The sequence below is a fragment of the Stenotrophomonas sp. YJH_SMC_64 genome (assembly GCF_059371375.1).
Genome location: NZ_JCAFUN010000006.1, coordinates 139696 through 160189, shown reverse-complemented (window position 1 = coordinate 160189; position 20494 = coordinate 139696). Strand labels below are relative to the sequence as shown.

General features: G+C 67.1%; 20 protein-coding genes. 6 read left to right on the top strand and 14 right to left on the bottom strand.

What is annotated here, in order from left to right; all coding sequences use genetic code 11:
* Positions 1-9: 9 nt before the first annotated feature.
* Positions 10-573 carry an adenylate kinase gene (locus AC5P9L_RS08140; protein ID WP_005410920.1) on the bottom strand — a complete coding sequence of 188 codons (564 nt, stop codon included), beginning with the start codon at positions 571-573 and terminating at the stop codon, positions 10-12.
* 136 nt (positions 574-709) lie between these two features.
* Here AC5P9L_RS08140 and AC5P9L_RS08135 point away from each other — a divergent pair, with 136 nt between their 5' ends.
* Together AC5P9L_RS08135 and AC5P9L_RS08130 are read left to right on the top strand one after the other, a co-directional pair.
* Positions 710-1966, top strand: a complete 1257-nt coding sequence (locus AC5P9L_RS08135; protein WP_227415628.1) for a 6-phosphofructokinase — start codon at positions 710-712, stop codon at positions 1964-1966.
* Positions 1967-2084: 118 nt separating this feature from the next.
* A complete protein-coding gene (locus AC5P9L_RS08130; RefSeq protein ID WP_227415627.1) occupies positions 2085-2474 on the top strand; it encodes a DUF488 domain-containing protein in 390 nt (129 codons plus the stop codon).
* 72 nt (positions 2475-2546) lie between these two features.
* Here AC5P9L_RS08130 and AC5P9L_RS08125 read toward each other — a convergent pair whose 3' ends face one another.
* A complete protein-coding gene (locus tag AC5P9L_RS08125) occupies positions 2547-3050 on the bottom strand; it encodes a hypothetical protein (RefSeq protein ID WP_005410923.1) in 504 nt (167 codons plus the stop codon).
* 308 nt (positions 3051-3358) lie between these two features.
* Between AC5P9L_RS08125 and AC5P9L_RS08120 the strand changes: the two genes are divergently transcribed.
* Positions 3359-5386, top strand: coding sequence for a sodium-translocating pyrophosphatase (locus AC5P9L_RS08120; protein ID WP_005410924.1), 2028 nt, complete (start codon positions 3359-3361; stop codon positions 5384-5386).
* 77 nt (positions 5387-5463) lie between these two features.
* Here AC5P9L_RS08120 and AC5P9L_RS08115 read toward each other — a convergent pair whose 3' ends face one another.
* Genes AC5P9L_RS08115 through AC5P9L_RS08095 form a run of 5 tightly spaced genes read right to left on the bottom strand, consistent with a single transcriptional unit; the run spans position 5464 to position 8416 of the window.
* Positions 5464-6183, bottom strand: a complete 720-nt coding sequence (locus AC5P9L_RS08115; RefSeq protein WP_100438087.1) for an energy transducer TonB — start codon at positions 6181-6183, stop codon at positions 5464-5466.
* Entirely contained in the window at positions 6180-6605 is a 426-nt protein-coding gene (gene exbD, locus AC5P9L_RS08110; protein ID WP_043034068.1) for a TonB system transport protein ExbD, read from the bottom strand. The genes AC5P9L_RS08115 and exbD overlap by 4 nt, the downstream gene beginning before the upstream one ends.
* Before the next feature lie 9 nt (positions 6606-6614).
* Positions 6615-7343, bottom strand: coding sequence for a tonB-system energizer ExbB (gene exbB, locus AC5P9L_RS08105; protein WP_043034104.1), 729 nt, complete (start codon positions 7341-7343; stop codon positions 6615-6617).
* Positions 7330-7797 (bottom strand): YbaN family protein, encoded by a 468-nt coding sequence (locus AC5P9L_RS08100; protein WP_043034067.1) that lies wholly within the window; start codon positions 7795-7797, stop codon positions 7330-7332. Before AC5P9L_RS08100 ends, exbB begins: the two co-directional genes overlap by 14 nt.
* Positions 7798-7828: 31 nt before the next feature.
* A complete protein-coding gene (locus tag AC5P9L_RS08095) occupies positions 7829-8416 on the bottom strand; it encodes a biliverdin-producing heme oxygenase (protein ID WP_043034066.1) in 588 nt (195 codons plus the stop codon).
* Between the two features lie 107 nt (positions 8417-8523).
* Here AC5P9L_RS08095 and AC5P9L_RS08090 point away from each other — a divergent pair, with 107 nt between their 5' ends.
* Positions 8524-8781 carry a DUF2789 domain-containing protein gene (locus AC5P9L_RS08090; RefSeq protein WP_024957127.1) on the top strand — a complete coding sequence of 86 codons (258 nt, stop codon included), beginning with the start codon at positions 8524-8526 and terminating at the stop codon, positions 8779-8781.
* A 150-nt stretch (positions 8782-8931) separates the two neighbouring features.
* On the opposite strand, the gene AC5P9L_RS08085 is transcribed toward AC5P9L_RS08090, so the two are convergent.
* From AC5P9L_RS08085 to AC5P9L_RS08070, 4 genes are all read right to left on the bottom strand, one after another.
* Positions 8932-11850: a TonB-dependent receptor gene (locus AC5P9L_RS08085; RefSeq protein WP_279915765.1), complete on the bottom strand. Its 2919-nt coding sequence runs from the start codon at positions 11848-11850 to the stop codon at positions 8932-8934.
* A 201-nt stretch (positions 11851-12051) separates the two neighbouring features.
* A complete protein-coding gene (locus AC5P9L_RS08080; protein WP_227415624.1) occupies positions 12052-12987 on the bottom strand; it encodes a FecR family protein in 936 nt (311 codons plus the stop codon).
* A gap of 104 nt (positions 12988-13091) precedes the next feature.
* On the bottom strand, positions 13092-13592 hold the full coding sequence (locus AC5P9L_RS08075; RefSeq protein ID WP_005410933.1) for an RNA polymerase sigma factor: 501 nt from the start codon (positions 13590-13592) through the stop codon (positions 13092-13094).
* Positions 13593-13664: 72 nt separating this feature from the next.
* The gene (locus AC5P9L_RS08070; protein WP_044570834.1) at positions 13665-14138 is read right to left on the bottom strand and encodes a hypothetical protein; all 474 of its coding nucleotides are present in this window, start codon (positions 14136-14138) and stop codon (positions 13665-13667) included.
* A gap of 184 nt (positions 14139-14322) precedes the next feature.
* Here AC5P9L_RS08070 and ppa point away from each other — a divergent pair, with 184 nt between their 5' ends.
* Together ppa and AC5P9L_RS08060 are read left to right on the top strand one after the other, a co-directional pair.
* A complete protein-coding gene (gene ppa / locus AC5P9L_RS08065) occupies positions 14323-14859 on the top strand; it encodes an inorganic diphosphatase (protein ID WP_005410935.1) in 537 nt (178 codons plus the stop codon).
* Between the two features lie 152 nt (positions 14860-15011).
* Positions 15012-16133 carry an HDOD domain-containing protein gene (locus AC5P9L_RS08060; RefSeq protein ID WP_005410936.1) on the top strand — a complete coding sequence of 374 codons (1122 nt, stop codon included), beginning with the start codon at positions 15012-15014 and terminating at the stop codon, positions 16131-16133.
* A 57-nt stretch (positions 16134-16190) separates the two neighbouring features.
* Here the strand turns inward: AC5P9L_RS08060 and AC5P9L_RS08055 are convergent, their stop codons facing one another.
* The 3 genes from AC5P9L_RS08055 to AC5P9L_RS08045 all read right to left on the bottom strand — a co-directional run bounded on the left by AC5P9L_RS08055 (position 16191) and on the right by AC5P9L_RS08045 (position 20489).
* Complete coding sequence (locus AC5P9L_RS08055; protein WP_223846439.1) at positions 16191-16385, bottom strand: hypothetical protein; 195 nt, start codon at positions 16383-16385, stop codon at positions 16191-16193.
* A 191-nt stretch (positions 16386-16576) separates the two neighbouring features.
* The gene (locus AC5P9L_RS08050; RefSeq protein WP_005410938.1) at positions 16577-19540 is read right to left on the bottom strand and encodes a TonB-dependent receptor plug domain-containing protein; all 2964 of its coding nucleotides are present in this window, start codon (positions 19538-19540) and stop codon (positions 16577-16579) included.
* Positions 19541-19589: 49 nt separating this feature from the next.
* A complete protein-coding gene (locus AC5P9L_RS08045) occupies positions 19590-20489 on the bottom strand; it encodes a helix-turn-helix transcriptional regulator (protein ID WP_005414398.1) in 900 nt (299 codons plus the stop codon).
* Between the last annotated feature and the right edge of the window lie 5 nt (positions 20490-20494).

The following is a 20494-nucleotide window of genomic DNA, read 5'->3' as shown; positions in this document are numbered from 1 at the left end:
CCCGCCGGATCAGGCCTTGATCGCCGCCAGGATGCGGGCTTCGATCTCGTCCAGCTCACCGACGCCATCGACGCGGGCCAGGGTGCCACGGCCGGCGTAGAAGTCGACCACCGGGGCGGTCTGGTCGTTGTAGACCTGCAGGCGCTGGCGCACCGCTTCCGGCGTGTCGTCGGCGCGGCCCTGTTCCTTGGCACGACCGGCGATGCGCTCGACCAGCAGCTCGGTGGCCACGTCCAGCTGCACCACGGCATCCAGCGGCTGGCCGATCTTGGCCAGCAGGCCGTCCATCGCATTGGCCTGGGCCACATTGCGCGGGTAGCCATCAAGAATGAAGCCCTTGGCGACATCGGGCTGGGTCAGGCGCGACTCCAGCATGCCCAGCAGGATGTCATCCGACACCAGGTTGCCGGCATCCATCACCGTCTTGGCCTGCTTGCCCAGCTCCGTGCCCGCGGCGATTTCCGCGCGCAGCATGTCACCGGTCGAAATGTGGGCGATCCCCAGCTTTTCCTTCAGGCGCGTCGCCTGTGTCCCCTTGCCCGAACCGGGCGGTCCCAACAGAACCAATCGCATTGACCTGACTCCAACGTGTTGAAAACAAAGAAGGTTCGCGTCCCGGACGGACCGGTATCGCTGCACCGCAATAGCGCCACTTTACCGCATCCGGGTAATGTCCCTGCAATGTCCTTTCCCCCGAGCAGGTAGACGCATGCGCAACGGTACTCTCCTCTACGCCCAATCCGGTGGTGTCACCGCGGTCATCAACGCCACGGCGGCGGCAGTGATCGAGCAGGCCCGGGCCAAGGGCATCAAGGTCCTGGCCGCGCGCAACGGCATCCTCGGCGCGCTGCGCGAGGAACTGATCGACACCAGCAAGGAGAGCGCTGCGGCCATCCGCGCCCTCGCCCATACCCCGGGCGGTGCGTTCGGCTCCTGCCGGGTCAAGCTGAAATCGCTGGACGCCGACCGCGCCCGCTACGACCGCCTGCTGGAGGTGCTGCGCGCGCACGACGTGCGCTGGTTCCTCTACAACGGCGGCAACGACTCGGCCGATACCGCGCTGAAGGTCTCGCAGCTGGCCAAGGCCTCCGGCTACGACCTGACCTGCATCGGCGTGCCCAAGACCATCGACAACGACCTGGCAGTGACCGACACCTGCCCCGGCTTCGGCTCGGCGGCCAAGTACACCGCGGTGTCGGTACGCGAGGCAGCGCTGGACGTGGCGGCGATGGCCGAAACCTCCACCCGCGTCTTCATCTACGAAGCGATGGGCCGCCACGCCGGCTGGCTGGCCGCGGCCGCGGGCCTTGCCGGCAATGGCGATGACGAAGCGCCGCACATCATCCTGCTGCCCGAACGCGCCTATGACGAGGCGGCGTTCCTGGCCAAGGTGAAAGCGGTGGTCGAGCGCGTCGGCTATTGCGTGGTGGTGGCGTCGGAGGGCATCGCCACCGCCGATGGCCGCTTCGTCGCTGACGCTGGCGGCGGCAAGGACTCGTTCGGCCACTCGCAGCTGGGCGGCGTGGCCGCGCACCTGGCCGGCCGGGTCAAGGACCAGCTGGGCCTGAAGGTGCACTGGGCGCTGCCCGACTACCTGCAGCGCTCGGCCCGGCACCTGGCCAGCAGGACCGACTGGGAGCAGGCGCAGGCGGTCGGCAAGGCCGCCGTGCAGCTGGCGCTGAAGGGCCAGAACGGCGTGATGCCGGTGATCGTGCGCAGCAGCGATGCGCCCTACCGCTGGAAGATCGAAGCGGCGCCACTGTCGAAGATCGCCAACCATGAAAGGAAGATGCCCGCCGGCTTCATCCGCCGCGACGGCTTCGGCATCACCGCCAGGGCGCGGGCCTACCTGTCGCCGCTGATCAAGGGCGAAGCGCCGCTGCCGTATGGCGCCGACGGCCTGCCGAAATACGTCACCCTGAAGAACGTGGCGGTGAAGCAGAAGCTGCCGCCGTTCGAGGGCTGACCCGAAAAAGGGGACGGAGGGGATTAAGTCGCATACGCCCCTCTGTCATCTCCAACAGCGTCAGCAGTGGGTCGGATACGGCTTAATCCCCTCCGTCCCCTTTTAGTGGAGGAACACCATGGCATTGCGTGTTGTTCGACTCGGTACGCCGCGCGTGCCTGGCGAGGGCCTGCGCATCGGCACCGTGCGGCGGCCGCCGCGCGGCGTGCCGCGCAGCGAGTTCGCCCGACAGGACTGGTACGACGTCTGGTTCCCGGCCCTGTCACCCAGCGCGGAACTGGTGAAGCGGGCGCATGAGGCGAAGACGGCCGCCGACTGGACCGCGTTCTTCCGCCACTACAAGGCCGAGATGAAAGCGCCCGATGCCGCCCATGCACTGGACCTGCTTGCCGCACTGTCGCAGCACAACGACATCAGCGTGGGGTGCTACTGCGAGGATGAGGCGCACTGCCATCGCAGGGCTTTGCGCGAGCTGCTGGTGGCGCGCGGGGCGACGCTGGCGGAGTGATGATTGCAGGGTTGCCGGCCAGCGGCCGGCACTACCCGTGGATGACCGCTTGGGTACACCGCCCAGGCAATTTCAGTTGCAGGCCTTGCCTTCCATCTGCAGCTGCGCGGCGAACATCGTCACCTGCGGAATCTGGCCGGCAGCGGCCTGCTTCTTCGCTTCCTCCAGATAGATGCGCGACTGGCCCTGACCGTCCAGCTCGACCTTGTTGGTCGACGGCAGGCGCCACACGCGCACCACCGCCTGCTGTGCCGGGCATGCTGCGCTGGGCACGCGGATCACATCATTGAGCTTCCAGCCCTTGTCGGCACTTGGCTGCGCCTTGGCGTAGTCGACGAAGCGCGCGCGCGGCTGGCATTGTTCGCTCGTGCGCACCGCAGAGAAGCGGTACGGCTCGGCCGCCTGCCCGGTGAAGGCGCCTTCCAGGCGCGCACAGGCCTCGGGGATCTGCCGCAGCGTATGCACCGCGCCTACCGCCTGCGGAGCACCCACGGCGCGCTGTAGCTCCGGGGTTTCCGCAGCCAATGCCGGTACAGCCGGGACCAGGGCGGCAAGCATCAACAGGGACAGGCGCATGGGAGATCTCCTACAGGACTGAGCACAGGCTTGCAGAGCTTGGCTTAACGGGGTGCAAAGGCCTGTGGCTCTCGAATCATGCCCCTAGCCCGGCGCCATGCGGCACGACTCGCAGGAGCCAGTCGAGCACGGCTCGACTCTACAGTGCGCCGAACGCATACTGCGGGCACCAGGGAATGCTGAACACCGCCATACGTCGGACGACCGCCAAGGTCGGTACGGGTTGGTTCCAGGCTGCAGCCCGTCGTCCCCCTCGTGGTGCCGTTCATCGCCACTGGATGCCTACATCCATTCTGCGGAGGGGTCTAATGCTGGAACGTCACGGGCTGTCACTGGCGCTGGGCTGCGCCATTCTCGCGATCCTGTTCGGAATCGTCTCGGCGCGCTGGATCCTGCGCCAACCCACCGGCAATGAACGCATGATCGCGATCGCCACGGCGATCCAGGAAGGTGCGCGTGCCTATCTCAACCGCCAGTACCTGACCATCGGCGTGGCCGGTGTGGTGCTGTTCGTGCTGGTCGGTGTGTTCCTCAGCTGGTACACCGCGATCGGCTTCGCGGTCGGCGCGGTACTGTCCGGCGCGGCCGGCTACATCGGCATGAACGTGTCGGTACGCGCCAACGTGCGCACCGCCGAAGCTGCACGCCACGGCATCAGCGCCGCAATGGACGTCGCCTTCCGCGGCGGCGCCATCACCGGCATGCTGGTGGTCGGCCTCGGCCTGCTGGGTGTGGCCGGCTACTACGCGCTGCTGCTGCGCATGGGCCTGCCGATGGAACAGGCGCTGCATGCGCTGGTCGGCCTGGCCTTCGGCTCGTCGCTGATCTCGATCTTCGCGCGGCTGGGCGGTGGCATCTTCACCAAGGGCGCCGACGTCGGCGCCGATCTGGTCGGCAAGGTGGAAGCCGGCATTCCCGAGGACGACCCTCGCAACCCGGCGGTGATCGCCGACAACGTGGGTGACAATGTGGGCGACTGCGCCGGCATGGCCGCCGATCTGTTCGAGACCTATGCGGTGACCGTGATCGCCACCATGCTGCTGGGCAGCCTGATGCTGGCCGAGGCAGGCGCCAACGCCGTGCTGTATCCGCTGGTGCTGGGCGGCGTGTCGATCATCGCCTCGATCATCGGCGCGCTGTTCGTCAAAGTGAAGCCTGGCGGCTCGATCATGGGCGCGCTGTACAAGGGCGTGATCGTCTCCGGCGTGCTGGCCGCCATCGCCTTCTACCCGATCACTACCGGCCTGATGGGTGACAACGTGCACGGGCCGATGGCCCTGTACGGTTGCGCGTTGATCGGCCTGGTCCTGACCGGGCTGATCGTGTGGATCACCGAGTACTACACCGGCACTCAGTACAAGCCGGTGCAGCACGTGGCGCAGGCCTCGACCACCGGCCATGGCACCAACATCATCGCCGGCCTCGGCATCTCGATGAAGTCCACCGCGCTGCCGGTGGTGGCCGTGTGTGCGGCGATCTGGGGCGCGTTCGCGCTGGGCGGGCTGTACGGCATCGCCATCGCCGCCACCGCGATGCTGTCGATGGCCGGCATGATCGTCGCTCTCGATGCCTACGGGCCGATCACCGACAACGCCGGTGGGATTGCCGAGATGGCCGAGCTGCCCTCGGAGATCCGCGACATCACCGATCCACTGGATGCGGTGGGCAACACCACCAAGGCGGTGACCAAGGGCTATGCGATCGGTTCGGCCGCACTGGCCGCATTGGTGCTGTTCGCCGACTACACGCACAACCTGCAGGCTGCACATCCGGGGCAGGAATTCCGCTTCGACCTCAGCGACCACACGGTGATCATCGGCCTGCTGATCGGCGGCCTGATTCCCTACCTGTTCGGTGCGATGGCGATGGAAGCGGTCGGCCGCGCGGCGGGTGCGGTGGTGGAGGAAGTACGTCGCCAGTTCCGCGAGATCCCCGGCATCATGCAGGGCACCGGCAAGCCGCAGTACGACAAGGCGGTGGACATGCTGACCCGCTCGGCGATCCGCGAAATGATCGTGCCCTCGCTGCTGCCGGTGGCGGTGCCGGTGGTGGTCGGCCTGCTGCTGGGGCCACGCGCACTGGGTGGCCTGCTGATCGGCACGATCGTGACCGGCCTGTTCGTGGCCATTTCGATGACCACCGGCGGTGGCGCCTGGGACAACGCCAAGAAGTACATCGAAGATGGCCACTTCGGCGGCAAGGGCAGCGAGGCGCACAAGGCTGCGGTGACCGGCGATACCGTCGGTGACCCGTACAAGGACACGGCCGGCCCGGCGATCAATCCGCTGATCAAGATCATCAACATCGTGGCGCTGCTGCTGGTGCCGTTGTTGTAGATCCACGCCATGCGTGGATGACGGCCTCGATGGGGTCAGAGCCCTTTCCCAGGAAAGGGATCCGACCCCACCGTCAATCACCGCCCGCGCAGGAAAAACGACACCGGCACCATTACGTCCACCGGGTCGCCGGCCACTTCGGCCGGCGGCGCCGGTACCGGGCTGGCGCGCTGCACGGTGTCCAGCGTCTCCTGGTCAAGCAGCGCGAAGCCACTGCTGCGGCCCAGCTTCAACCCCGAGACCGCGCCATCGCGGGCCACGGCAAAGCGCACGTAGACCACGCCCTGCTGGCGCAGCCGCTCGGCCTGGCGCGGATAGCGACGATGCTTCTGCAGGTGCCCGAGCAGGCGCCCTTCCCAGGTGGCCTCGGCACGGCTGCGCTCGCCGGCCGTCGTCTGCGGCGCGGTATAGCGCGTGGCCGCATCGGCGGCCACCTGTGGTGGCGCGCTGGTCTGCGCGACGTTGGCGTCGGCGGTGTCCGGCGAGGGGGTCGGATCCGGTGCCCGCGGCGGTGGCAGGTCACCCTGCGGCTGCACCGGCGCCTCCGGTTGCTCGCGCAGCGCCGGCTTCGGCGCCTGCCGCTGCTGTTGCTGCTGCAGTGGACCGGTGGCGACCTCGCGCGGCGGCACCGGCGGTGCCTGCGCCATCGGTGCCAGTTCCAGCATCAGCGCGGCGGGCGGCGCCGTCGCAGCCAGCACCGGTGCGCGCGTCGCCCACCAGCAGGCTGCGCCGATCAGCAGCGCGTGCACCAGCAGCACGATCGCCAGGCTGGTCGCCCAGCGCCGCAGTCCACTCATCGCGCGCCCTGCTCCAGTCCAACCAGTGCCACCTTCAAGTAGCCTGCGCCACGCAGCGCGTCCAGCGTCGCCATCAGTTCACCGTAAGGCACGTGGGTATCGGCACGCAGGAAGATGCGCTGCGCGGTGTCGCCGTGGGTGGCCGCCTGCAATGCAGCGGCCAGCCCGTCACGCGCCACCGCCTGCTCGCCCACGCGCAGCGACAGATCGGCCTGCACGGTCACATACACCGGCGCCTGTTCGGGCGGCGTGGCACTGGCGCTGCTGGCCGGCAGCTGCACCGGCACTGATACGGTGGCCAGCGGTGCGGCTACCATGAAGATGATCAGCAGCACCAGCATTACGTCGATGAAGGGCGTGACGTTGATCTCGTGTGCTTCTTCCGGTGCGTCGTCGCGGTCGGACGCGGTCCTGATCGCCATCGTCGCGCCTCAGTGCACGGCGCGCAGCGGTGCCGCTGCGCTACGCGGCACGACACGATCAAGATCGCGCGAGACCAGCTGCTGCACGGCCGCCGACAGATCGCCGAGCAGGCCCCGCAGGCCGGCCAGCACGCGGCTGAAATGGTTGTAGACCAGTACCGCGGGAATCGCCGCGACCAGGCCGAGTGCGGTCGCCAGCAGGGCCTCGGCGATGCCGGGCGCAACCACCGCCAGGTTGGTGGTGTTGCTGTGTGCGATGCCGATGAAACTGTTCATGATGCCCCACACCGTGCCGAACAGGCCGACGAAGGGCGCCACCGCGCCGATGCTGGCGAGCACACCGATGCCGCGCCGCTGCACGCGCGCGGTCTCCAGTTCGATGCGGTCCAGGCGCGAGGCGATGCGCTCCTTGATGCCGTCGCGACTATCCAGATCCTGCGACAGATGCAGTTCGGTGCGGGCGGCGTCCAGCATCGCCAGCGCGATGCCCTGCTGCAGACTTGCCTCTTCGCTCTGCGGCGGCAGCTGTGCGGACTGCAGCAACAGCGCGCGCGCCGCGCGCAGCTGCCGGGCCTGGCGGGCCAGCTCCCAGCCCTTGGCCAGCAGCACGGTCCAGGTGGCCAGCGACGCCAGTGCCAGCGCGATCATCACGGCCTTCACCACCACGTCGGCGGCCAGGTACATGCCCCATGGGGTCAATGCGGGGGCGGCCACGGGGGCCAGGTCAGCAGGCAGCATCGTCTCGGTTTCCATCAGCATCAGGGGTCGCTGCGCGACGACGGGCCGCGCGCGGATCATTGGCGTCGTCCACTTCCACGACCGGATGGGACTCCAGCCGGGGGGCCGGTCGGCTCAGCACGTAGCCGGCGCTGACCGCGAAGAACAGGCCCACGCCCAACAGCAGGCGCCAGGACGGGTGCGCGCCCCAGCAGAACAGGGCAAAGCCCAGCGCCATGCCGGCACTGGCAAACGCCTTGCCCTTGCGCGATACCGCGCCCTGCTCGCGCCACAACCGCAGCGACGGGCCGTAGCGCGGATGCGCCAACAGGCGCTGCTCGAACTTCGGCGAGCTGCGCGCGAAGCAGCCCACGGCCAGGATCAGGAAGATGGTGGTCGGCATCACCGGCAGCAACGCGCCGATCACCCCGAGCCCGACCATCAGCCAGCCCAGCGCGAACCAGAGCCAGCGCATCAGCGCTGCACCTGTGGGCGTGCGCCGTGCATCAGGCGAATTCCACTTCGACGTGGCCGTGCACGCTGCGGAACGCGGCGTCGGCCGCATCGATCACCTCCTGCTCCTGCTCGACACTCAGCGGTACCGCGTCCAGCGCCGCGGTGAACTCACGCCAGTGGCGCGCCGCGCCATCCGGATGCGCGGCCAGGTGGCGGGCGCCAAAATCACGGTCCAGGCCGAGCTTGGCAGCCATCTTGTACAGAATGGTGCCGCCCAGGTTGGAGCCTTCGGCCACGTACAGCCACCCCAACGCGGCGGGCAGTTCCAGATCGGACGGCAACGCCGCGATGTCAGCCCCCGGCAGGGTCTGCTCCAGGTCCTGCAGGTCGCGCGCGACCTGGGTCAGGCGGCGGCGCTCGCCCAGGTCCGGCAGCAGTGCGTCCAGCGCAGGGTTGGCATACAGCGCATCGATGCTGCGGTGGAAGCGATACTGCACGCGCAGGAAACGGGCGAAATTGCTGCGGTCGGCGAAGATGTCGCCGGCCATGATGCGCTTGTCCAGGGCACCGTGGCTGTCGCGGGTGGCGGCCTTGAGCCGCAGGCTGCGGCTTTCTTCAGGGGCGATGTGTGCGTTCATGGGGGAATGCCAAGGGGGTCGTCGTGCTGTAGACGTCTGCCACGGGGCTTTCCCCAAGGCCGTCTACACCGATAATGGGCCATCCCCTTGTCCATCCGGAACCGACGATGATCACCACCGAACCGCGCATGACCAACCTGTTCCTGCAGCTGGGCCTGGATGCCAGCGCAGAGGGCATCGCCCGCTTCATCCGCGAACACCAGCTGGCCACCGATGTCGAAGTGGTCGAGGCGCCCTACTGGAACGATGCCCAACGCCAGTTCCTGTCTGAATCGCTGCAGGCCGATGCGGCATGGAGCACCGTGGTGGATGAGCTGAACGAGTCGCTGCACGAAGATGCGGTAAAGGCTTCGAGCGGGCTGTAAATAGACGCCGGGCATGGCCCGGCGCTGTCGATTGCACGGCAGAAGCGGTGCGGACCAAGGTCCGCGCCCACCGAGGGCGGTTGGGGCTCGCTGGGGTCAGAGCCCTTTCCGCAGGAAAGGGATCCGACCCCACCACTCATCCGCGACCGATCAGTACTTCCAGGTCAACGCCAGTCGCGCGGTGCGGCCCGGGGCTGGCATCACGCCCAGGGCCAGCGGGTCCAGGTAGTAGCGGTCGGTCAGGTTGTCCACGCCGGCTTCCACCGACAGCTGGTCGTTGAAGCTCCAGCTGGCGAACAGATCCACCAGCGTGGTTGGCCGGTACAGCTGCTGGATCGCCGACAAGCCCACGTTCCAGTCCTTGTCCAGCTTGCTGATCGGGCCGGCGTTGTGGACCACGCGGGTGCCGAAGGTCAGGCGCTCGTCGAACAGGCGCGAGCCCAGGGTCAGGTTGACCATGTAGCGCGGCGGGTTCTGGGTATTGGTGTACGAGCCCTCGAAGCCGCCGTCCACGCAGTCGGGCGTGTTGGCCAGCTCGCCGTTCCTGCGCTGCGCCCCATAGGCACGGCGCTCGGCGGCGATGTCCGGCGCGCAGGTCTTGGCCTTGAAGTAATAGTGCGCGGACAGATCGGCAAATACCTTGCCGCTGTCATAGCTGGACTGGAACTCCATGCCCGAGACCTTGAACTGGTCGACGTTGCGGATCAGGCCCGCCGACAGCGTGCGGTAGTCACGGGTGATCAGGTCGTCGATGCGGGTATCGAAGTACGCCAGCTTCAGCGCCAGGCGGTCGCCGGCGGTGAACAGGTCATAGCGGAGGGTGCTGGCGCCGATTTCCCAGCTGCGCGCACGCTCCGGCTTCAGCTCGCCCACCGGCTTGGCCGCGGTGAACAAGCCCAGCGTGGTCTCGAACAGGCTCGGCAGCTTGGTGCCTTCGGCGTACTTCACGTAGACCATGGTGTCTTCGCTGAAGCGGTAGGCCACGCTGGCGGTCGGCGAGAACGCGGTGTCACGACGGCGGATCGGCTGCGACCAGGTCCAGCTGACCGGCACTTCCAGGTCCTGCGCCTTGCCGGCGTCGTAGAAGTTCCAGCCACCGATGTCGCGCACCGTGCCCTTCTTGTACGGTGAGGCCAGCAGCGATTCCTGGGTGAAGTTGCCGTTGGCATCCGGATACCAGTTCAGCAGCGCGATGCGCTTGGCCCGCCACGACGGCAGTGCCGGGTTGCCATTGAGCAGTTCGGTGTAGCGATACTGGCCCTGCACCTCGTAGGCATCGGGCGTGGCCAGGCGGTTGCGGTCATGCACATCCACGCGGTTCCAGCGGCCGCCGGCCAGCAGTTCCCAGTGCTCATCGGGCTGCCACTTCAGCGAGGCCACGGCGCTGTATTCCTTGCGCTCGGCGTTGCGCAGGAAGCGGTTGTTGACCAGATCGTCGTGCATGACCGGCCCCGAACTGCCTGGCGCGATGTCTTCGTCGCTGTAGGACAGGCCGTAGTCGAGGGTGAACGCGCCAGCACGTGTGTCGAACTTCGAGGTGTTGCTGGCATCCAGTCCGAAGCGCTTCTGTCGCAGCGGATTGCGGTAGGCATCCTTGTAGCCGGGGTCGCCACTGAAGCTGGGCGCGTCGTACCACTCGGTACGACGATCGAAATACCACGGGGTGATGCCGGTCAGGCTGTTGTACATCACGCTGTCGGTGTCGGTGTACGCGGCATTGACGCGCAGGTCGACCAGCTCGCTGTCCGGGTTGAAGCGATAGCGCAGGGTGTAGCTGTCCATGTCGACGTGGCCCGGATCCCATTGCGGAATGCGGTCGCGATCGACGCGGATGATCTGCGAGGCCATGATCTCGCCGGCGGTGCCTTCGTAGCGGCGGTAGCCCGCCTCCAGGGTCTGTGCATCGTCGATACGCCAGGTGCCCTTGAGCAGCGCCGACTTCGAGCGGGCCGAGGTATTGAAGACCTCGGTACGCGGCGGATTCAGCGGTGCCAGCGTGCGCCGGGTCTGTGGGAAATCATCGTAGCCGTGCTTGCCGGAGAAGTAGTTGCCATTGTCGCGGTAGGCGTAGGCGGCGACCAGTTCGAAGCGATCCCAGTGTCCCGCAGCGGCCACGTTGAAGAACTGACTGCCGGTGGCGCTGCGATCGTTGCGAGGCGCGGCACTGTAGGAAGGCAGGTTGTTGGCGCTGTTGTTGGCCAGGCCGCCACGCACGCGCACGCCGAAGTCGCGCTCTTCGCGCAGCACGTCGCCGATCTTCAGCGTCTCCATCTCGACCACGCCGCCGATGCCGCCAGAGGCGTTGGCCTGCAGGCTCGGGCCCTTGGTGATGGTCAGGCTGGAGATCAGGTCCGGGTCGAGGTAGGTGCGCTGCGATTGACCGGCATAGCCACGGTAGGTATCCATGCTGGACTGGCCACCGTCGATGATCACCGGCACGCGGCCCTGGCCCTGGATGCCGCGGATGTTGACGTCGAAGCCATTGCCGACGCGTGGGTCACCGGCAGTGACGCCGGCCACGCCCTTGACGATGTCGCCGTTGGACGTACCGCGGAAACGCTCCAGCTGCGTGCGGTTGAGCGTGGTGGTGGAACCGACGCTGCGATAGCTGTCGAGCAGGCGCGCCTCGTCGCTGGCCGCGCCACTGTCGACGCGGTCGCCGGCCACGCTGAGCGTGTCGGTGACGATCACGCCGCTGTCGGCCTGCGCCGGCGTCGCCGCTTCCAGCGCGACTGCATCTGCGCTGACCCGGCGCACCGCCAGGCCACTGCCCTGCAGCAGCTGCTGCAGCGCCTCGTTGGCCGGCAGGCTGCCATTGACCGCACGCGAGCTCACCCCGTGGGCCAGGATGGCCGGATACACGACCTGCACGCCGGACTGGCGCATGTAGCTGCGCAGCGCCTCGTCCAGGGGCTGCGCCGGAATGTCGAAGCGCTGTACGGCGGCGTGATCGCCACGGGCGTTCTGTGCCAGCGCGGATGGCGTGGCACTGGCCAGGCCGGCAGCCAGCAATGCAATGCACAGGCGGGACGGGCGCGGCGCGCGGCCCGGACGGTGGGAGTCGAACATGGGGAACCTGTCAGGTAATCGGTGCCGCAGGCGCGGCGTCATCCGCAACACAGGCGGACACGGCGACGTACGTGGCGGCGGCGGGTACGTTCGCGGGGTAAGACGGTTGGGCGCGCGGCAACCCCAAGGGCGATTTGCGGCCGCAGAGGGTGCCGACCGTTGGCCGGCACATCGGAAACATCATCCACGCATGGCGTGGATCTACTGATGGATGATGGCGACGCCGAGCGGCAGGCGGGTGACCTGCAGACCTGCCGTCGCCGCCAACGCGTCCAGCGCCTGTTCCGGGCGATCGATGCGTAGCGCCGCACTGATCGCCGGCAGTCGCGACAGATCACCGCGCACGAACGTCGGGCCGGCACGATAGCACCCCACCCATTGCACGGCGTCGGCGACGCTGGCCTGCTCCAGCAGCAGCTCGCCCTGGCGCCACGCGCCCACGCTGTCGGCCGCCACATCCTGCAGGCGCGTCACGCCGTTGCGCTCGCCATAGACGGCACGCTGGCCCGCCTGCAGGTAGGTCCAGCCACCGTCGGCCGGGCTGGCCACGCGCACCCTGCCCTGCCCGACCTGGGTTTCCACCCCGCCATCGCCACGCGCGACGGTGAACGCGGTGGAGATGTCCTCGACCACGCCATTGCCGGCACGCACGCTGAAACGCCGCTGCGCATCCGGGCTGACCTCGAACCAGACGCGCCCGCGCAGCAGCTCGACCTCGCGTGCGTGCGCATCGAAGCGCACGGCGATCGCGCTGTCCGCATCCAGCACTGCGCGGCTGCCATCGGGCAGCGTTACGTTCTGCACGACGTGCGTGCTGCGATGGTCGGCCTGCAGCCGCAACCAGGCCTCCGGCCATGCCACCAGCATCGCCAGCACAGCTGCAGCGGCCATCGCCCAGCGCATTCGATGCGGGCGGCGGCGTTCGGCGGACCGGGCCTGCGGGCGTGGCCCGACACTGCGCCACAGCGCTCGCTCGTGCTCGAAGGCCCGACGGTGCCCCGGTTCTGCCAGCCAGCGCTCGAACTCGTGCATGCGCCCCTCGCCGATGTCACCCGAGGCCAGCCACGCAATCCAGCCCCGGGCCTGTTCGGCCAGGGCATCGTCATTGGCGGCGGGCAGCGTGTTCGGCGGGCTCATCGGCTGGCGGACAGGCGCATTCAAGCGCGGGCGGGGGAACTAGACCGCATCCACGGTCCAGTGATCAAGACGTTTCAGCGAGGGCCAGCCCCAAGCCGGGGCGATCATCGGCCGCTGCGCGCCCAGGCCAGGCGTTGCAACGCGGTGCGCACATGGTTCTCGACGGTGGTCACCGACACCCCGAGGCGGCGGGCGATCTCGGCCTGGGTCAGGCCCTGCAGGCGGTTGAGCCGGAAGATGGTGCGGGTCGGCTCCGGCAGGTGTCCGGCCGCATCCAGCACACGCTGCAGCTCGTCCTGGGCCATGGCCTGTTCCTCGGTCGAGATGACCTCGTCCGCTCCCCACAGGTAGTGGTCGGCCAGCAGGCGGTTGCGCCGGGTCGATTCGCGGCCATGGTCGGTGGCCAGGTTGGCGGCCAGCCGGTACAGGTAGGCACGCGGATTGTCGATGGCCTGGCTGTCATCGACACCACGCGCCTTGAACCACACCGCCTGGATCACGTCCTCGGCGCCGTTGTCGCCCCCCAGGATGCGTTGCACCCGGCGCAGCAGCGCAGGCCGCTCGCGGATCAGCAGTTCGGTGAGGGAGGCGGCATTGGAGGACATGCGCGGAACCGGGACGACAGACGGAAGGCGCCGCGCATGCTACTCCGTTAATGAGAATCAGTCACGTTCGCATCAATGGATGCACCCGGTCAGCCCGTCATAGACGCTCTGCGAGGTCCCCGGCAACGGGTCATGCAGTGGATTGCGGGCGGCGAGCGCGGCATGGAAGGCCTCCACCGGTGTGCCAGGCTCCAGCGGCAGGCGGCACAGCCAGGTCGGTTGCCGGGCGACGATCGCACCGTCATGCCGCGACACAGCCAGGTCACTGGCGGCAAATGCCCACAGGCACTCATGCACCGTGCCGCGCATCGCGTCCACCGAGCAGCGCAGGCGCAGGGCGCGGATATCGCTGTACTCGCCTTCGCAGAAGGTATCGCCGCAGATCGCGTCGAACCCGTACTGCAGACGTCCCTCCAGGGCAAAGAAGCGGTCCCAGTTGGCTTCCTGCCGCGGGTAGTCGATCAGGTCGACGTAAGGAGAGGCCTGGGCCAACGGCGCAACCAGCAGCATGCAGAACAGGGCGAACGGCAGGGCAGACACTTTCATCGGCGGACTCCTTGGCAAGGTCGATCCAGCCTGCGCCCCCGCACCGGCCGGCCCTATCAGCCAACCCCGGCCTGCCGCGTGGGTCCCTGCCCCACGCAGCGGTCAGCCCCTCCCTCTGCACAGCGCCCGGCAAAGGCATAAAATGGGGGGCTATCCGTCTATATCCCCCACCTGGAGCACGACCATGGGTCTGGAACTCGTCTCGCCCGGCAAGAACCCGCCGGAAGAAATCAACGTCATCATCGAGATCCCGAAGGACTCGGAGCCGGTGAAGTACGAAGTGGACAAGGAAACCGGCGCGATCTTCGTCGACCGCATCCTGTCCACCCCGATGCGTTACCCCTGCAACTACGGCTACGTGCCGAGCACCCTGTGCGGCGACGGCGATCCGGCCGACGTGCTGGTGGTGCTGCCGCTGCCGCTGGTGCCGGGCTCGGTCGTGCGCTGCCGTCCGGTCGGCGTGCTGAAGATGAGCGATGAGGCGGGCAGCGACGAGAAGATCCTGGCCGTGCCGGTCTCGAAGATCTTCAGTGGCTACGCCCACGTTGAAGACATCGCCCAGGTTTCGAGCCACTGGCTGGAGCGCATCGGCCACTTCTTCGAGCACTACAAGGACCTCGAGAAGGGTAAGTGGGTCAAGCTGGACGGTTGGGGCGGCGCCGCTGAGGCCAAGCAGATCCTGATCGAGGCGCACCAGCGCCACCTCGACAGCAAGGCCTGAGCCTGAACCGGATCGCTCCGGCGGTACCCTGCCGGAGCGATGCGGGTCACGTTTCATGATGACGGCACATCACTCTTGCTGCCGTATTAGGTAAATTGCGTCACTTCACACGTCATCGACATCCATCGTCGAGACAGCCAGGGGAATGTGTCGTGCGTATTCTGCTTGTTGGGGATGCAGCCAGCCTGCCGGCTGAGCTGACCGAATTCATTGCCGATCTTGGGGAAGACTGGCAGCCGCTGACCGCCACCGATGGCCAGACCGCGATGACCGCGGTTGCCACCCAGGGCGTGGACGCGGTGATTGTCTGCCCGCAGCTGCCGGACCTCAATGCCACCACGCTGCTCGGCCAGATCAGGACCCTGCGTCCGGAAACCATCCGCATCGCGCTGGTGGACGCACAGCATGGCAACCGGCCGCCGCCGGCACGCCTGATCGGTGTCGCTCACCGTTTCCTGCCGTTGCCACTGGCACCGGAAGTACTGCTGGAAGCGCTGACCAGCCTGGAAGAGCTGCGCGAAGTGCTGGACAGCCCGCGCCTGCGCGATGCCATCGGCCGCATCGAGAAACTGCCGTCGCCGCCGCACCTGTACTTGAGCCTGACCCAGGCGCTGGAGCATGACGACGACGCCGACAGCGCCGACGTGGCCAAGCTGGTGGCCGCCGATCCGGCCATCGCCGCCAAGGTGCTGCAGTTGTCGAACTCGGCGTTCTTCAGCCAGGGCCGCACCATTGCCGACCTGCGTACTGCAGTCACCCGGCTGGGCCTGGCCACGCTGCGTGACCTGGTGCTGGCCAGTGAAGTGTTCTCGGCGCCGACGCTGTCGACTGCCGAACGCAACTCGCTGCAGCAGCGCGCCCTGCTCGCCTCGCGCCTGGCCGCACGCCTGCTGCCCGAATCCAGTGCCGAACTGGGCGCAACCGCGGCACTGCTGGCCGACATCGGCCTGCTGCTGCCCGGCGTACGCAACGAGCGCACCGAGCCGTCGCTGGCCGGTGATACCCGCCCAGGCCATGCCGAAGCCGGTGCCTATCTGCTGGGGCTGTGGGGCCTGCCGATGCCGATCATCGAAGCGGTGGCATTCCACCTGCAGCCGCAGCGCGCCAACACCCGCAGCTTCTGGGTGACCGGTGCGGTGCACGTGGCCCTGGCGCTGGTCAACGGCGACCCGGTGGATGAGGACTATCTGCAGCGCGCGGGCGTGCTCAACAAACTGCCGCAGTGGCGTGAACATGCCAACAGCCTGATGGGGCTTACGCCGAGCGAAGCCTGAGTTCCACCGGCAATCCACACGATGAAGGCGCGTCCGCAGGGACGCGCCTTCGTTGCGTCAGGGCTGCGCGCAGTGGTCGTACACGCAGCGCTCGAACAGGAACTGGCAGTACGCCGCATCCTCACCGGCCTTGATGCAGTTGCTGCGCACCTCCGCGCAATAACGGCCATTGGCACACACCAGCGGACCGGCCGACACACTGCCGGCCAGGCTCAGGACGGCGAGAACTGCAGCAGCAAACATACGTGGCATCGCGTTGTTCATTTCGCGCTCTCCCTGGTCCGGAATGGACCTCTGCGAACCTACCAGCGGTCCAGTTGCGACAAGCGTGACCTTTGTCGCTGAACTGCCCGATTCAGAATTTCCCGACCCGGCTCTGCCAAACGCAAAGAGGGCGGGCCTTGCGGCCCGCCCTCCTCGTCTTGCCTTCAGGCTTCGATGGATCAGAAGCGCTGGTTGTACTGGATGAACAGGAAGCGGTCGTAATCCAGCATCGGGTCCAGCTGCACGGCACTGGCGTTGGTCACCGCGTAGGTGATCGGCGGGGTCTTGCCGAACACGTTGCGGGCACCGACGGTCACGCTGCCGTTCCACGGGGCCTGCCAGGTGGCCGAGATGTCGTGATAGACGATCGCGCCCTTCTTGTTGGCACCCAGGCCACCGCTCCAGCCACCGTTCTCGGTGTAGTAATCCGGCTGGTTGCACTCCAGGCCATTTTCCTGGTCGTAGCAGAAGTCGCGGAAGCCGCCGTAGTAACGCATGGTCCAGGTGGCCGACAGGTCGCCCTTGGTCCAGGTGCTGGCCAGGGTGCCGCGGACACGCGGGTAGTTCCAGTAGCCTGCGTAGTCATCCCATGCAGCACCCTTGGTGGCCTGCTGACGGAAGCTGGTCAGGTAGTTGGTGTCCAGGTTGAACGACAGGGTACCGAAGCTGTATTCCGGCATGCGGTAGCGGACGCCGAAGTTGTAGCCTTCGGTTTCCAGCGACCCCAGGTTCGCGTTGCCGCGGCTCAGGCCGGTGACCTGCTGGCCGTTGGCGACGTCGCCACGGCTGTACTGGTCACAGAAGGCCTGCACACCGTTCTGGTAGCACTGGTTCAGCACGTAGTTCGCCGACAGCGCGGTGATCACGTTGTCGACAGTGATCTTGTACCAGTCCAGCGAGACGTTCAGGCCGCTGACGAAGCTCGGGCTCCAGACCAGGCCCGCGGTGCGGGTCTTGCTGGTTTCCGGCTGCAGCTTGTCGTTGCCCACACCCGAGTTGAACGGGTTGTTACCCTGGGTGTCACGGGCACTGATCGGACGACCGGCAGCGTCGGTCTGACGGAAGTCGGACGCCAGGCCTTCAGCACCGCAACGGGCTGCAACGGCCGGGTTGCTGCGCTGGCCGAACACGGCATCACACGGATCGGTGAACTTGTCGAAGGTCTGCGAACCACCACCGAACGTGTCGTCCAGGGTCGGGGCACGGAAGCCCTCGCCGTAGGTCGCACGCACCAGCAGGTCGTCGATCGGCTTCCAGGTCACGCTGAACTTGCTGTTGACCGTGTTGCCGAACTTGTCGTAGTCCGAGTAGCGGCTGGCGATATCCAGCGACAGCTCCTTGGCACCCGGCAGGTCACGCAGCAGCGGCACCATCAGTTCCAGGTAGAACTCGTTGGTCTTGTACTTGCCTTCGGTCGGCTGCGCGGCCAGCTCGGTGGTGTAACCCGAGGAGGACAGTGCGTCCGGGTGATCGTAGCCCGACACTTCGCGATGCTCGTAACCGGCAGCGAAGGCGAACTCGCCCGCATCGCCCGGCATGTCGAACAGCGAACCGGTGATGTTGGCGAAGTACTGCTTGCTCTTGCTCTGGCCGGTCGAGTTCAGCAGGGTGTTGATGTACTTCAGCGCATCCGGGGTCGCGGCGCTGGCGCCACCCAGCAGGTCGAACGGAACGCAGCTGCCCGGGCTGGTGCCCAGCGCGATCGGGTTGGCAGCGGTGCCGCACTGGGCGACGCCGTTGGCGTTGATGAACGACGGGCCGAGGGCGTTCTTCAGGGCCAGCAGGTTGATGTTGCCCGAGCTGGTCTGGGTCACGTCGAACTGGTTGTAGTTGATGCCCACATCCCAGTCGAACGGACGGTTGTTGAAGTCGAAGTTGCCTTCCAGGGCCGCGTCGAAGTGCAGCGACTTGACGTTGTTCTGGGTGATGCGCGGCAGTTCGAAGATACGACGGCCCCAGCCACCGATGTCAACGCCGGCGCCCGGGTTGGCCCAGTTGCCCAGCGGGTTGTAGATGCTGTCCTTGCTGATCGCCACCGGGAACTGCGGCTGCGAGGTGCCGGTCAGCGGGTAGCCGGCGATCTGGCGCTTGGAATCGCGCTCGGAGTACATCGCCGTCGACTTCAGACGCAGGTTGTCGTTGATGTCGTAGCTGGCCGAGGTGAACATGGTCTTCGACTCAGCGCCCTGGTTCAGCATCATCTGCTGCGAGGCGTTGTAGTAGTCGTCCAGACCAATCAGGTGGTAGTTGTTGAAGTTGTTCGACGGCTGGCCAACGCCGACCGGGGTGTCCCAGGAACCGGTGTGGTTGACCACCCAGGTGTTCGGGACCCACTTGCCAGCCTTGTTGTATTCGCCAGCACCGGCGGTGCCTTCGGCACGCGGATCGGTGAAACGACCCCACGGGCCAGCCGGGCTCAGACCGTCTTCCTTGTGGCCCTGGCCATAGGAGTACTTGGTCAGGCCACGATCCTTGGCCCACACCGGATCTTCCTTGATGTAGTTCGCGCCGAACACGATCGAGGAGCGCTCGCCGCTGGCACCCAGGGTCAGGCTGTACTGGGTCTTGGAACCGTCGCCGTGGCTGTTCTGGCCATAGTAGGCACTGGCCTCGGCGCCGTCGAAGTTCTTGCGCAGGATGATGTTGACCACGCCGGAGATGGCGTCGGAACCGTAGATCGCCGAGGCGCCGTCCTTCAGGACTTCAATGCGCTCGATCAGCGAGGTCGGGATGGTCGACATGTCGGTGAAGCCGGCCAGGCTGGTGCTCCAGCGCTTGCCGTTGACCAGCACCAGCGTGCGCTGCTCACCCAGGTTGTACAGGCTGACGTACTGGCCGCCCTGTTCCGGGTTGGACGCCAGCACGGCCGCCTTGCTGAAGGTCTGGGTGCCTGCCACGGACAGGTTCTGCAGCAGGTCGCCGACGCTGACCAGGCCCGAACGCTGGATGTCCTCATGGCTTACGGTGAGGACCGGCTGGGAGGTTTCCACATCCACCGAGCGGATGCGGGAGCCGGTGACTTCCAGGCGATCAAGGGTGGTCGGGGCACTGGCTTCCTGTGCGGAAGCAAATGCCGGTGCCAGCGCCAGCGCGATGCCGGCGGGCAGCAGGCCCAGCCGCACGGCAGGGGTGCGAACGTTCATCAATCTCTCCAAGGTACGTGTTAGTAGCGTGTTAAAACGCTCCAGCACGTTACGATTGCGTTGCGATGCTGTATTTGCGCGACCCAACCGTAGACTTTGCAGAGTGTGGCGGGAGCAAGCCGCCGTTTTCCCTGAACCGGGAAGCAGACTGCCCGTAACGGGCGCGGAAGGCCCGCGCGAAGCTGCAGCAGTTGTCGAATCCGCTGGCCGCGGCGACCTCGCCCACCATCATGTCGGTGTCGCGCAGCAGATCGGCGGCCCGCTCCAGGCGCAACCGTGCCGAAAGCGACTGGGGGCTCTCTTCATACAGGCTCTGGAAGGTCTTGGAGAGGTACCAGCTGGAGAAGTTGGTCAGCTCGGCCAGCTCGCCGATCCGCACCACGCGGTGGCTGTTGCCCTCCAGATAGAGACGGGCGCGCTGCATGCGGCCGAACACCTGGCGCTTGCGGCTGCGTGAGCGACCGGGGCAGCGCTGTACGTTGTCGGCCAGGTCACGCTGCAGGCCGGCCAGATGCAACAACAGCGGGCGCAGCGCCTGCGCTGGCAGGCCGCTGTCGAGCGCATCGCGCCACAGGCGCAGGGCAACGCGGGCGTCACCGCGGCTCATGCGACCACGACCGGCATACAGGCCGCAGTCGGCCATCTCGGACAGCACCCGCATCGCCTCCGCAGTCAGGCTGAGGCCCACGCACAGTCCGTTACGGCCGGCCTGCACCAACGGGCGCGACTCCTTCTCGAAGGCAATCCACTCGCCATGGCGCAGGCGGAAACGCCCTTCCTTGGCTTCCACCCAGGAACTGCCCCGCACCTGCAGCCAGACAGTGAAGCTTGACCCTGCCGTCTGCAGGCTGCCGAGCCGGGCCACGCCCATGCAGGTCGGCGCGAGATCGTCCAGCGCCTTGTCGAGGGAGACGGTTTGGCCACGATCGGCCAGCGAGAGTTGACGCATGGGGC